Origin of the sequence: Actinosynnema sp. ALI-1.44, assembly GCF_001984155.1 — a bacterium.
In the GTDB taxonomy this organism is placed as follows: Bacteria; Actinomycetota; Actinomycetes; order Mycobacteriales; family Pseudonocardiaceae; genus Kibdelosporangium.
The window spans coordinates 394959-407144 of record NZ_MTQO01000044.1 but is presented as its reverse complement, the minus strand read 5'-3'; the positions used below and the strand labels follow the sequence as shown (position 1 = coordinate 407144).

Annotated in this window: 14 protein-coding genes; 6 read left to right on the top strand and 8 right to left on the bottom strand. The window is 68.2% G+C overall.

Going from position 1 to position 12186, the window contains the following annotated elements; all coding sequences use genetic code 11:
* Positions 1–2212 (top strand): DUF7927 domain-containing protein (locus ALI144C_RS20545; RefSeq protein ID WP_143230750.1); only part of this gene is annotated, 2212 nt, incomplete at its 5' end.
* 326 nt (positions 2213–2538) lie between these two features.
* On the opposite strand, the gene ALI144C_RS20540 is transcribed toward ALI144C_RS20545, so the two are convergent.
* The gene (locus ALI144C_RS20540; RefSeq protein ID WP_076988710.1) at positions 2539–3453 is read right to left on the bottom strand and encodes a tetratricopeptide repeat protein; all 915 of its coding nucleotides are present in this window, start codon (positions 3451–3453) and stop codon (positions 2539–2541) included.
* 279 nt (positions 3454–3732) lie between these two features.
* Between ALI144C_RS20540 and ALI144C_RS20530 the strand changes: the two genes are divergently transcribed.
* Positions 3733–4341 (top strand): DsbA family protein, encoded by a 609-nt coding sequence (locus ALI144C_RS20530; protein WP_076988708.1) that lies wholly within the window; start codon positions 3733–3735, stop codon positions 4339–4341.
* Here ALI144C_RS20530 and ALI144C_RS20525 read toward each other — a convergent pair.
* Positions 4327–4773 carry an Lrp/AsnC family transcriptional regulator gene (locus ALI144C_RS20525; RefSeq protein WP_076988707.1) on the bottom strand — a complete coding sequence of 149 codons (447 nt, stop codon included), beginning with the start codon at positions 4771–4773 and terminating at the stop codon, positions 4327–4329. The genes ALI144C_RS20530 and ALI144C_RS20525 overlap by 15 nt on opposite strands.
* A gap of 69 nt (positions 4774–4842) precedes the next feature.
* Here ALI144C_RS20525 and ALI144C_RS20520 point away from each other — a divergent pair, with 69 nt between their 5' ends.
* The 3 genes from ALI144C_RS20520 (at position 4843) to ALI144C_RS20510 (ending at position 7362) form a co-directional block, all read left to right on the top strand.
* Positions 4843–5736 carry an SMP-30/gluconolactonase/LRE family protein gene (locus ALI144C_RS20520; protein ID WP_076988706.1) on the top strand — a complete coding sequence of 298 codons (894 nt, stop codon included), beginning with the start codon at positions 4843–4845 and terminating at the stop codon, positions 5734–5736.
* A 105-nt stretch (positions 5737–5841) separates the two neighbouring features.
* Entirely contained in the window at positions 5842–6573 is a 732-nt protein-coding gene (locus ALI144C_RS20515; RefSeq protein WP_237774234.1) for a class I SAM-dependent methyltransferase, read from the top strand.
* Between the two features lie 33 nt (positions 6574–6606).
* The gene (locus tag ALI144C_RS20510) at positions 6607–7362 is read left to right on the top strand and encodes an SDR family oxidoreductase (RefSeq protein WP_076988704.1); all 756 of its coding nucleotides are present in this window, start codon (positions 6607–6609) and stop codon (positions 7360–7362) included.
* 51 nt (positions 7363–7413) lie between these two features.
* Here the strand turns inward: ALI144C_RS20510 and ALI144C_RS20505 are convergent, their stop codons facing one another.
* The 4 genes from ALI144C_RS20505 to ALI144C_RS20495 all read right to left on the bottom strand — a co-directional run bounded on the left by ALI144C_RS20505 (position 7414) and on the right by ALI144C_RS20495 (position 10704).
* Entirely contained in the window at positions 7414–8706 is a 1293-nt protein-coding gene (locus tag ALI144C_RS20505; protein ID WP_076988703.1) for a M28 family metallopeptidase, read from the bottom strand.
* A gap of 152 nt (positions 8707–8858) precedes the next feature.
* Positions 8859–9002 (bottom strand): hypothetical protein, encoded by a 144-nt coding sequence (locus tag ALI144C_RS55625; RefSeq protein WP_168211302.1) that lies wholly within the window; start codon positions 9000–9002, stop codon positions 8859–8861.
* Between the two features lie 120 nt (positions 9003–9122).
* A complete protein-coding gene (locus ALI144C_RS20500) occupies positions 9123–10205 on the bottom strand; it encodes a carboxylate-amine ligase (protein WP_143230749.1) in 1083 nt (360 codons plus the stop codon).
* Positions 10177–10704 carry a DUF6328 family protein gene (locus ALI144C_RS20495; protein ID WP_143230748.1) on the bottom strand — a complete coding sequence of 176 codons (528 nt, stop codon included), beginning with the start codon at positions 10702–10704 and terminating at the stop codon, positions 10177–10179. The genes ALI144C_RS20500 and ALI144C_RS20495 overlap by 29 nt, the downstream gene beginning before the upstream one ends.
* Before the next feature lie 237 nt (positions 10705–10941).
* Here ALI144C_RS20495 and ALI144C_RS20490 point away from each other — a divergent pair, with 237 nt between their 5' ends.
* The gene (locus tag ALI144C_RS20490) at positions 10942–11670 is read left to right on the top strand and encodes a GAF and ANTAR domain-containing protein (RefSeq protein WP_076988702.1); all 729 of its coding nucleotides are present in this window, start codon (positions 10942–10944) and stop codon (positions 11668–11670) included.
* Position 11671: 1 nt separating this feature from the next.
* On the opposite strand, the gene ALI144C_RS20485 is transcribed toward ALI144C_RS20490, so the two are convergent.
* Together ALI144C_RS20485 and ALI144C_RS20480 are read right to left on the bottom strand one after the other, a co-directional pair.
* Positions 11672–11851, bottom strand: coding sequence for a hypothetical protein (locus ALI144C_RS20485; protein WP_076988701.1), 180 nt, complete (start codon positions 11849–11851; stop codon positions 11672–11674).
* On the bottom strand, positions 11848–12177 hold the full coding sequence (locus ALI144C_RS20480; RefSeq protein ID WP_076988700.1) for a plasmid stabilization protein: 330 nt from the start codon (positions 12175–12177) through the stop codon (positions 11848–11850). Before ALI144C_RS20480 ends, ALI144C_RS20485 begins: the two co-directional genes overlap by 4 nt.
* Positions 12178–12186 lie beyond the last annotated feature (9 nt).

Here is a 12186-nt window from a genome sequence, read left to right as displayed (position 1 = left end):
GTACTCGGTCAAGGTGAAGAAGCCCAACACGGGAGACAACCTCCTGACCAACGCGATCACCTCGGACACGCCGGGCGGGAACTGCCCGCCTGGTTCCACGGATCCGAAGTGCACCACCACGACACCGGTGTCCGGCCTGGAGATCGCCAAGACCGCAGACAAGGCATCGGCCAACCCCGGTGACACCGTGAAGTACACGGTGACGGTGAAGAACACCGGGCAGACTCCGATCTCCGGTGCGACGTTCACCGATGACCTGACGAAGGTCCTTGACGACGCCGACTACCAGAACGACGGCGCGGCCGACGTCGGTGCGGTGTCCTATGTGGAACCGAGGCTCACGTGGACCGGTGACCTCGCCGTCGGCCAGACCGCCACCGTGACCTATTCGGTCAAGGTGAACGACCCGGTCAAGGGCGACAAGAAACTGACCAACGTCGTCTCGTCGGAAACGCCGGGTGGGAACTGCCCGCCTGGTTCCACGGATCCGAAGTGCGGCACCACAACCCCGGTGTCCGGGCTACTGATCCGCAAGACCGTCGACAAGAAGACGGTCGTGCCCGGCGACACGGTCCGGTACACCATCACTGTCACCAACACCGGCCAGACAGTGCAGACCAACGCGACCTTCACCGACGACATGACGAAGGTCCTCGACGACGCGGACTACCAGAACGACGCGACCGCGACCGTCGGCACGACGTCCTACACCGCGCCGAACCTGACCTGGACGGGGACGCTCGGGATCGGGCAGGAAGCGACCGTCACGTACACGGTGAAGGTCAAGGATCCCGACACCGGCGACAAGAAACTCAACAACGTGGTCACGTCGGGCACGCCGGGCAACAACTGCCCGCCGGGATCGACCGACCCGAACTGCTCGGCCGACGTTCCCGCCAAGGAACTCACGGTCCGCAAGAAGGCCGACAAGTCGTCGGCCAACCCAGGTGACGTCGTCACGTACACGGTGACCGTGACCAACACCGGCAAGGTCGACCTGGTCGGCGACCAGGCCGCCCGCGTGACCGACGACCTGAGCGAGGTCCTCGACGACGCGGACTACCAGAACGACGCGAAAGCCGCGCCCGTCGCCGGTGGTTTCACGTTCACCACACCGAACCTGGTGTGGACGGGCGACTTGCCGGTCGGGCAGGCGACCACGCTGACGTACTCGGTGAAGGTGAAGTCGCCCACTACGGGCGACCACGAACTGCGCAACGGGGTCAGCACCAACACCCCGGGCACCTGCCCGCCGATGTCCGACGACCCGGACTGCACCACGGTCACGCCGGTCCCCGGTGTCGAACTGGTCAAGAAGGCGGACAAGTCCGTGGTGAACCCGGGCGACGTCGTGAAGTACACGGTGACCGTCCGCAACACCGGCAAGACGAAGCTGACCGGCGCGACCTTCACCGACGACCTGACCAAGGTCCTGGACGACGCCGACTACGCGCGGGACGGTGCCGCCACGATCGGCACGGTGTCCTACGCGCAGCCGAAGCTGACCTGGAAGGGAGACCTGGACATCGGGCAGACGGCGACCGTGACGTACAGCGTCAAGGTGCGCAAGCCCGCCACAGGCGACGGCAAACTGGCCAACGCGATCACCTCGGACACGCCGGGCGGCAACTGCCCGCCGGGCTCCACGGACCCGAAGTGCACGACGACGACATCCGTCTCGAGCCTGAAGATCACCAAGACGGTCGACAAGAAGACGGTCAAACCGGGCGATGTCGTGAAGTACACGGTGACCGTCACCAACACCGGCCAGGCGACCGTGGAGAAGGCGACGTTCACCGACGACCTGAGCGGAGTCCTCGACGACGCGACGTACAACGGTGACGCCATCGCCACTACCGGCACGGTCACCTACACCGCGCCGAAACTCACCTGGACCGGCAAGGTCGAACCCGGGAAGACGGCCACAGTCACCTACGGCGTGACCGTCGCGTCGCCGCCGAAGGGTGACCGTGTCCTGCGCAACGCCGTCACCTCGGACACGCCGGGCAGCAACTGCCCGCCCGGCTCGACGGACCCGGCGTGCGGCACGAAGACGCCGATCCCGCCGGTGCCGCAACCGCCGGTCAGGCCGAAGCCGCCGAACCTGGCGGAGACCGGATCGCAGATCGCCCTGATGAGCCTGGTGGCGCTCGGGCTGCTCGCCGCGGGTGGGCTGCTGATCGCCAGGACGGGCCGCAGGTCAGGAAGGTGACCTGGTAAGGCCCGGAGGTGATGGCCGCCGCGACAGGGCGGCCATCACTTCAATGCCTATTGGAGGAAGTGGGTCGCGAGTTCCTCGAGATCGTTCCGGGCGTGCTCACTCCGCTCATCAAGGAGGGTTGAGGACGCCAAGCACCCACCGCACTTCGCACAGTCACGGGAGTGTCGATGTCGGCGAGACCGCACCGCCAACCAAGTCCGAATGCCGCCATGTATCTCCCGATCAGGACATCCACACGGCGAAGCTGCTTCGGACACTGGAGTCGGTCCGCCGGTCGGCCGGTGACTGGCTCGCCCGGCTCTGCGGCCGGTAGGGGTTCACCGGCGCCGCCGTACGACCAGTTTCTCGGGGTTTTCCAGGAAGGAGTTCAGCAGGAACTGGCTGCTCGGGTAGCCGCGTTCGACCGCCACCCGGAACGCCGTCTCGGCCCGCTCGAGGTCACCCCGCCGGATCAGGAACCTGCCCAGCTCGTACAGGTCGTTCGGGTCGTGCGTGTACCGCTCGTCCCGCCGTATGCCGAGCCGGAGCATGAATTCGGCTTCGTCCCAGTCCCCACGGTGCTCGAGCAGGAGCGACAACCCCCGCGCCGGCGCCCCGGACGTTCCTCTGCGGATTGCCCGCCGGTACGCGGCCTCGGCACCGGCCAAGTCACCCCGGCGCTCCAGGATGGTGGCCATCCAGAACGCACCGGCGTCGCTGCCGCGTTCGTCCGCCCGCTGGTACGCCTTCTCAGCCTTCTTGGCATCCCGCGGATAGAAGTCGTCGTGCCCGCGTTCTTCGGACAGGTACGAACCCAACCGGTACGCGGCTTCCGCCGATCCGCGTTGATCCGCACGTCGCCACGCCGCCAGAGCGCCCGCTATGTCGTCCCGCGACCGGCACATCGTCCCGACGCGTTCGGCTGCCTCAGCGTCACCGGCCTCGTCCAGAGCGCGCCACGCCCGGTCGATCGCCGCCCAGACCCTCTTCGGGGCGTGTTCGCGGTCCAGCCAGAACAGACGCGTCATGCACTCCGGGTCACCGCGCTCCTTGCCCCGCTGCCAAGCCGCTTCGGCCCCGGCCACATCACCGCGCTCGTGACACAACCAGCCGACGTGCCGCGGCCCGCGCAAGTCACCACGCGCGTCGGCCGCCAGCCACTCGGCTTCGACCCGCTCGGTGTGCGCGGTGTCGCCCAGTTCGGCCGCGCTACGCCACATCGTCTCCTCGGCGTCCAGCGTCCACGGGTCCACGGATCCCAAGGCTAGTTGTAGTGCCCCGGGAGGTTGTGAACGGTGCGACACGTAGATCGATGATCTTGAAATAAGAGAGGGCCTCCGGGTTCGGTGTGGATTGCGACATCTACCCGAACGCCAGGAGGCCCTCATGACCCACGCCAACGCACCGCTGAGTCCGACCGGGAGGCTGCGTCTGGCCCGGTGTGTCCGAAGGGAGAGCCGGGCGCTGCTGGACCTGTTCTTCTCGTCCAGTGAGAAAGGGAATTCCGCCGCGCGGCGGCTCGTTGGCCGGGTATGGCTACTGAGTTCGCGGTGACGTGGGACTACCGGTGTCCCTTTGCCCGCAACGCCCACGAACACGTCCTCACCGGGTTGGCCGCTGGTGCCGACTGGGATGTCCGGTTCCTGCCGTACTCGCTGGGGCAGGGGCACGTGGAGGAGGGGCAGCCCAGCGTGTGGGAGCGGCCCGAGGACGACCGGGGGATCCTGGCGTTGCAGGTGGGCGTGGTGGTGCGGGACGAATACCCGGACCAGTTCCCTGCGGTGCACCGGGCCCTGTTCGAGGCGCGCCACGACAGGGGCCTGCACCTGGAGGACCGGGCAGTCGTCGAGAAGATCCTGACGGCACATGACGTCGCGGCCCGTGAGGTGTTCGAACGGGTCGACTCACGCGCGCCGCTGGAGACCGTGCGCGCCGAGCACGAAGGGTTCGTCGCGTCCCACAAGGTGTGGGGCGTGCCGACGTTCATCGCCGGTGATCAGGCCGTGTTCGTGCGGTTGATGAACCGGGCCCAGCCCGGTGCCGACCCGGAGGTCTCGATCAAGGCCGTCGAACGCGTCGTCGACCTGCTGACGAACTGGACGGACCTGAACGAGTTCAAGCACACCTCAGTCCCGCGTTGAGATCGGCCGTTCGAAGAACGTCTCGAGGACGACGATCGTCTGGGTGCCCGTGACGCCGTCGACGGAGAACAAGCGCCGCAGCGACGCCTGTAACTCCTCTGTCGACGTCGTGCGGACCTTCACCAGCAGGGTGGCGGGGCCCGCGATGACGTGGGCCTCGACAACCTCGGGCAGGTGCTCCAACGCGGCCTTCGTGGCCGCGCCGCCCATCCACGCATTGGCCTCGACCAGGACGTACGCCGCGACTCCACGCCCGACCGCCGCCGGGTCGACGTCGACGGTCGTGCGCCGGATGACTCCCTGTTCGCGCATTTTCCGCACCCGCTCGTGCGCCGCTCCCGCGGACAGTCCCACGGCCTGGCCCAGCGCGGCGTAGGCCTGGGTGGCGTCGCGCTGCAACTCGGCGAGTAGGTGCCGGTCCAGGTCATCCACGACTTGACGATATCAGGTTCGGCGGCGCAGGCTGTCTGCTGAATGTCATTCGACGGATGCGGGGCAGCAGTGGATCTGGTCAAGGCGGAGTTCGTGGCTTCCGACGACCGGTTCGCCGGGTGCGGCGGCGACCAGTGGATGCGGCGGATCCACACCGGGTGCCGGTGGACCGAGGGACCGGTCTACTTCCCGGCGGGGCGGTACCTGGTGTTCAGCGACATCCCCAACGACCGCATGGTGCGCTGGGACGAGACAACCGGCGAGGTCGGCGTGTTCCGCCAGCCCTCGGGGTACGCCAACGGGCACACCCGGGACCGGGCAGGCAGGTTGGTCAGCTGCGAGCACGGCAACCGCCGCGTCACCCGCACCGAACACGACGGCACCGTGACCGTGATCGCGGATCGCTACCAGGGCAAGCGCTTGAACAGCCCCAACGACGTGGTCGAACACTCGGACGGGTCGATCTGGTTCACCGACCCGAGCTACGGCATCGACAGCGACTACGAGGGCTACCGCGCGGACAGCGAGATCGGCGCCTGCCACGTCTACCGGGTCACGCCGGACGGGCAGGTGCGGATCGCCGCCGACGACTTCGAACGACCCAACGGCCTGGCGTTCTCCGTGGACGAGCGCAAGCTCTACATCGCCGACACGCGCCAGAACCCCAGCCACATCAGGGTGTTCGACGTCGCCGACGACGGGACGCTGACCGGCGGCGACGTGTTCGGCACCTGCGACAGCGGCGCGTTCGACGGCGTCCGCGTGGACGCCGCGGGCCGGGTCTGGGCGGCGGCGCACGACGGACTGCACTGCTTCGACCCGGACGGAACCCGGATCGGCCAGCTGCTGGTGCCGGAGATCTGCTCGAACCTGACGTTCGGCGGACCGCGTCGCAACCACCTGTTCGTCACAGCGTCGACCTCGGTCTACACCCTGCGCGTCACGTTCAACGGCGCTGGCTGACGGGGGATGGCCCCCGGGGCCGCTGGGGGCGGTCCGGCTGGGCGCGGAGCTTGATCCAGACGACGGTTGAGCAGGTCAAGAACCGTCGTTCCCTGGAGCAGTCTCGTGTCTCATGTGGAAGCCCATGACCTCACCGTCGACAGCGCCGTCCGGCTGTACGAGAAGCATCTCGACGCGCTGCAGCGGGTGCGCGCCGAACAACGAGAACTCCACGACGGCGGGATGCGGGCCCAACTGGACGACATCGAGGCCGAGCTGACCTACCTGCGGCTGCGGGAAAGCACGCCACAGACCGTCGTCGAGGTCGGTTCGCTGCACGGCTGGTCCACCACGTGGATCCTGCGCGCGCTGCGGGACAACGGCTTCGGGCGACTGTCCACCTTCGACATCGTGGGCGGCGCCCGGCGCGACGTCCCGGCCGATCTCGCCGACGACCGCTGGACGTTCGTGCAGGGAGACGTGCGGGACACCGTCGGCGCGGTCCCCGACGGCATCGACTACCTGTTCGTGGACGCCGCGCACACCGCCCGTTTCGCCCGCTGGTACCTGGCTGAGCTGTTGCCACGCCTGCGCCCGGGTACTCCGGTGAGCGTGCACGACGTGTTCCACCGCGCCCGCCCGTTGCCGTTCAGCGAGGGTGCCGTGGTGCTGAAATGGCTGGCCGACCGGGGCATCGACCCGTTCACCGCGGCCAAGGCGGCAGCGGCGGACACCTACGAGCGGATCATGCGGGCCCGGATCCGCCTCGGGATCACCGAGCCGGTCCACCCCGGCACGGCCAACCCGATGATTTTCTTCCGGACGCCTGTCACAGATCCCGGTGCTGCCCTGTCCTAGCTGCTGACTGGTCCGCACACGAAAGGGACACCCATGAAGATCGTCGTCATCGGCGGCACCGGACTGATCGGCTCGAAACTGGTGGGCAAGCTCGATGAGCACGGTCACGAAGCCGTGCCCGCCGCGCCGTCGACGGGCGTGAACACCCTGACCGGGGAAGGAGTGAAGGAGGTGCTGGCGGGCGCGGACGTGCTGATCGACGTCTCGAACTCGCCGTCGTTCGCCGACGACGACGTGCTGGACTTCTTCCGTACGGCCACTGGCAACCTCGTCGAGGGCGCCAAGGAGGCTGGCGTCGGCCACTACGTGGCGTTGACGGTGGTCGGCACGCACCGGCACCCGGAGATCGGGTACTTCCGGGGCAAGGTGGCCCAGGAGGATCTGATCATGGCGTCCGGGTTGCCTTACTCGCTGGTGCACGCCACTCAGTTCATGGAGTTCGCCGGGGGGATCGCCGACACGTCGATGAAGGACGGCAAGGTCCACCTGCCCAGCGCCGGTGCGCAGCCCATCGCGGCGGACGATGTCGCTGCCGCTGTCGGTCGTGCGGCGGTTGGCACTCCGCTCGGCGGCAGGGTGGAAGTGGCCGGGCCGGATGTCCTCGGGCTCGACGAATGGGTTCGGACTGTGCTGGCCGCGCGACAGGATCCGCGTGAGGTCGTCACCGACGAGCGGGCTACGTACTTCGGTGCGGTGCTCAGCCACAGCACTCTGCTGCCCGAGGCGGGCGCTCAGATCGGGGATACCAGTCTGGCCGAGTGGATCGCTCGCGACACCCGGTCCCACTGAGTCGCTCGTGGAAGGTGGGAACCCGTCGTGGTTCCCACCTTCCCCGGCGGGTCAGAACTGCAGGCTCCAGCTGTTGATCCGGCCGACGTCCGCCGATGCCGCGTCTCGGACACGCAGCTTCCACGTGCCGTTGGCGACCTCGCTGGAGGCGTTCACCGTGAAGGTGCCGACCAGGTCGTCCGCGCTTCCGCCTGCTCGGTTGTGGATGTTGTACGCGGTACCGTCCGGGGCGAGGACGTCCACGATCAGATCGCCCCGGTAGGTGTGTGTGATGTTCACGCCGACGCTCAGGGTGGTGGGGGCGTTGCCCGGTACACCGCTTACCGTGAGTGGACTTTCCACGGTGGACTGGTCGGGGATGGTGACGGGGGTGGTGGTCTCGAACCGCGGCCCCGGTGGCGTTCCTGTGCCCGACAGCGACCAGATGGCTGTGGCGATCGCGTCGCTGTTGCGGTCCAGTGCGGTCGCGTGGACGTTCGATGTGGTGTCGCACGACCGGTGGTAGCAGCGGTCGAAGGCCACTCCGCTGGTGCCGCCCCACTTCTGGGCCTGCGCCGCGGTCATGGTCACCTCCGCGCCGGTGAACAGCCCGCCGGTCGGGACGCCTGCCCTGGCGAACGCCGCGTGGTCGGACCGGCCACCCACCGACGTCAGCTCCGTGGGTACGCCGATGCCGGTGAAGTGCGACTCCAGCGCGCGCTGCAGGTCGATCGAGCCGGTGGGCTGGCCGCTGCTGCTGTAGACGAAGTAGCCGGGGTTCGGCGAGCCGATCATGTCGAAGTTCAGGTAGCCCTTGATCTTCGTGCGTTCGGCGGCCGGGAGGTTGTTGACGTAGTAGGTCGAGCCGACGAGCCCGAGCTCCTCGGCGCCCCACCACCCGAACCGCAGGTGCTTCTGTGGCTGGAAGTTGGTGCGCGCCACCGTCAACGCGACTTCGAGCAGTCCCGCCGAGCCTGACCCGTTGTCGTTGATCCCCGGCCCCGCCGACACGCTGTCGAGGTGGCCACCGGCCATCAGCACCGCGTTCGGGTCACCGCCCGGCCAGTCCGCGATCAGGTTCCACCCGGTCGCCCCGCTGGTGGTGAACGGCTGCAGGCTGGTGGTGTACCCGGCTTCGTTCAGCCGCGCCTGGACGTAGTCGATCGACGCGCGGTAGCCGGGACGGCCGTGCGCCCGGTTGCCGCCGTTGTTGGTCGCGATGGTCTGCAGCTGGTTGAGGTGTGCTTGCACGTTCGCCAGCGGGACGTCCGGGGCCGCGGCGGCCGACGGTAACGCTGTCGCGTTTGGACCGACGAGCAGGCCGCCCGCGGTGATCAGGAGCGCGAGCAGGGATCTTGTGCGCATGGGAGGGTGCCTCCAGCGGAGTGGCAGGGATGACCTTGTGAGCTTCCCTGGCACGGACCGCCGGACGTAGGTCCGTTCGGCCCCTGTCATTGCCATTTGCGCATGTTTCTCAGTGGACAGTGCCCCAGCCGGGGATCATCGGATGGCGGACGTTACGGCAGGCGTGTCCGAGCCGGGGGCTCATCGGCCGGGGCCGGATCCCGCTGGGCGTCGCGTAGGCGTTGTGCGTCACGGATGCACAACGCGATCAGGATGAACATCCCGATGAGCATGATCGTGAAGATCAGGTCGTCCATCAGAGCATCGGCTTCCGGTGAGTCGGGGAGGGGAGCAGCACGAGCCTGCTCCCCATCCGGCAACCGGGCGAGGGATTCTGACGAAGTCCTGACGCGGGCCCCGGCCTCCTTGACGCGTTCCTACGTAGACGGGGCCACAGCGAGCATGTCGACCACGTCGAGCGGGTCACCTGCCTGGTCGAAGGTCCGCAGCTGGCGGTCCGCGCCGCCGCCCGTCCGGCCCAGCCGGGCGACGAGGTCCTCGGTGAACTCCAGGTCGTCGTTCTCCCGCAGCACCGGCTTGAGCAGGCTTGTCAGCTCGTTCAACGCGGTGTGTGCCGGGATCGGCGTGTCGTGCGTGGGGTACGGGCACTGGCCCGCGAGGCCGTCGCGAGCTGCCCGCCACAGCTGGGCACGCAGCACCTCGCTCGCCAGGTCCGGTGGTGGCTCGTCGGTGTCGAGCGCGGCGTGGGTGAGGCCGCGGATGAGCACCGCGAGCAGGACGGCCTCGTCCGGCGTCGCGGCGACGTCGCTGATCCGGAACTCCAGTGTGGGCTGGTGCTCGGACAACCGGATGTCCCAGTAGACCATCGCGCGGTCGATGATGGCGCCGGACCGGAGGCATCCGTCTACAACGGACTCGTAGTGGTCCGGTGACGAGAACACCGGCGGCGGCCCGGCCGACGGCCACTGCGACCACTTCCGGTAGCGCCAGCTGCGGTATCCGGTGGTGGCGCCCGCCTCGAGCGGGGAGTTCGCGGTCACCGCGAGCAGCAGCGGCAGCCACGGCCGGACGTGGTTGAGCACGTGGATGCCGGTGGCGGCGTCCGGGATCCCGACGTGCACGTGGCAGCCGCAGGTCGCGACGCGCTGGATCATGGCGCCGAAGTGGTCGGCCATCCGCTGGTACCGCGGGCTGGGCGTGATCGACGGCGGATCGTCCTCGTCGACCGGCGTCGTGCCGCTGGGCAGCAGCCGCAGGTCGCGGCGTGCCCCAGCGGTGGCGAGCTCGCCGCGCAGGGAGCGCAGCTGCCCCAGCAGGTCGTCGCGGTCCCGGCAGACACCGGTGGCGAGTTCGGCCTGGGACCGGGTCAGCTCGGTCTGCAGTTCGCCGTCCTGGTCGTCGGCGGCGTCCACGACGGCGGCGGCGTGCCTGGACAGGCGGCCACGGCGATCGACTACGAAGAACTCTTCCTCAACGCCCAAGGTCAGCTTGCTGCTCACTCGGTGTCCCGTCGCTGTCGTGGTGGTCCAGTGGTGTTCGGTCAGCACGTATCCGCTCCCGGAGCGGGAGAAACACCCACAGCGTGCTGAAGGCCAGCGCCGCGACGACGCCGAGCACGATGGCGCCCCACCCGCCGAGCACCATCTCACCGATCAGCAGGACCGTCCCGGTGATCGCCACGGCCAGGCACACCAGTCCGCTGACCGCCAGCTTGTTGGCGACACCGATGATCTTCTCGCGCCTGCCGTGCCGGAACAGCACTCGGTGCCACGACGCGGGTGCGGTGAGCAACGCGGTCGCTGCCGTGGTGAACAGGACGGTGATGAAATGGGTCGTCCTGACGTAGTCGTCCACTTCCTCGTAGCGCTCGGTGAACACAATGGACAGCAGGAAGCCGAACAGGATCTGGACACCGGCCTGAGCGACTCGCAACTCCTGCAGCAGTTCGTTGAGGTTGCGTGCTAGCCGCTGGTTGTGCGAGTCCTCGGCGTCGCTCATGTGGATCTGGGTACCCGGCCGGGACACGGGCCAACCGCAGGCCAATAGGCCGACAAATGCCGCCACGCGGTCCCCGTTGCGCCTACCCGTGGCGATCACCGAGGCCCAGGTGCGGGTAGGATGCCGACGGTTTCGTTGAGCAGTCAGCGGCCCCGTTCGTGATGGCGTTTTTATGCTGTTTCCCGCTTCGTCGGGAAGGCAGTGAATGGAGCCGGCTGACTGGTGGGTGATGCTCGCATGGCTGCTTTGCTGGACGAGGTCAGATCGGCGATGGCCGACCTCATCGAAACACTGGAAAACGCCTCGGACAGCACTGAGGTGCTCAATGCGATATGCGCCGAGGCGGTCCGCGTGGTGCCGGGCGCGGACATGGCCAGCATCACCGCGATCGAGAGCGGCGGGGCGCGGACAGCGGCGTATTCCGATGAGCGGGCATACGCGGTGGACCAGGCGCAATACGGAGCCGGGGACGGGCCGTGCCTGCGGGCGGCGGCGACGGGGGAGACCGTTCGCCTCTCCCTGGAGAACGCCAGCGAACTGTGGCCGGACTTCGCCGCCACGGCCAAGCAGTTCAGTGTCGGCAGTTACCTGGCCGCGCCGTTCCGGGTCGACTCGGATCTGGCCGGGGCGATCAACCTGTTCGGCTTCGACAACCACGGTTTCGCGGAAACCGACTCGACGCTGCTCGAACTCTACGTGACGGTGGTGACCTTCGGCCTGCGCACGGTCCGCCGGTACCAGCAGGTCCGCGACCTGGCCGACCACCTGGAGGCCGCGATGCGGTCACGCGCGGTGATCGAGCAGGCCAAGGGCATCCTGATGGCCACGCACAAGATCAGCGCCGACGAAGCGATCCGGCGGCTGATCGCGTACTCGCAGGACACCAACACGAAGCTGCGGCTGGTGGCGGTCGACTTCGTCCGCAAAGCGTCCGCCCCGACCGGTGCCGGCCACCGGCTGGAGTGACTCAGTCGGGCCGCCGCTGCTGGTCGAGGTTCATGCCACCTTCGCCATCGGGAACCGACTCGTCGTCGGACTTCTCCGGTGACCTCTCGTCGGAGAACGTCGGCTTGGTGTGCTCGCCGGCGAAGTCGGCGTCCTGCTCTTCGCTGGCCGCGGTGTCCGGGTCGATCTGGGGACCGGTCATCGGCCCAACGCCTTCTGCAACTCCGCCTTGCTCATGCTCGAGCGACCCTTGACGTTGCGCTTCTTGGCCTCGTTGTACAGCTGTTCCTTGGTCTGGCCTTTCGGTCCCTTGCGGCCCGACCGCTGACCGCCCCGGCTCTGCGGTGACTTGTCCTTCACCGACGACTTGCTGGCGGTGCGGGATTCCCCGGACTGCGCGCGGTTCTTGTTGACGGTGCGGGCCGCGATCTCCTCGGCCCGGTCGTTGCTCGCGCCGCGGTCCTTGGCCGATGACTTGATGTGCTTGTACTGGCGTTCTCGCTTGTTGCTCCACGCCTGCTGCGGCATTGCCTCTCT

What these genes read in the sequence shown, in the direction of transcription:
- ALI144C_RS20530 (WP_076988708.1), top strand. Translation starts at nt 3,733, where the DNA reads ATGGCTACTGAGTTCGCGGTGACGTGGGACTACCGGTGTCCCTTTGCC.
- ALI144C_RS20510 (WP_076988704.1), top strand. Translation starts at nt 6,607, where the DNA reads ATGAAGATCGTCGTCATCGGCGGCACCGGACTGATCGGCTCGAAACTG.
- ALI144C_RS20505 (WP_076988703.1), bottom strand. Translation starts at nt 8,706, where the DNA reads ATGCGCACAAGATCCCTGCTCGCGCTCCTGATCACCGCGGGCGGCCTG.
- ALI144C_RS55625 (WP_168211302.1), bottom strand. Translation starts at nt 9,002, where the DNA reads ATGGACGACCTGATCTTCACGATCATGCTCATCGGGATGTTCATCCTG.
- ALI144C_RS20495 (WP_143230748.1), bottom strand. Translation starts at nt 10,704, where the DNA reads ATGAGCGACGCCGAGGACTCGCACAACCAGCGGCTAGCACGCAACCTC.
- ALI144C_RS20490 (WP_076988702.1), top strand. Translation starts at nt 10,942, where the DNA reads ATGGCTGCTTTGCTGGACGAGGTCAGATCGGCGATGGCCGACCTCATC.
- ALI144C_RS20485 (WP_076988701.1), bottom strand. Translation starts at nt 11,851, where the DNA reads ATGACCGGTCCCCAGATCGACCCGGACACCGCGGCCAGCGAAGAGCAG.
- ALI144C_RS20480 (WP_076988700.1), bottom strand. Translation starts at nt 12,177, where the DNA reads ATGCCGCAGCAGGCGTGGAGCAACAAGCGAGAACGCCAGTACAAGCAC.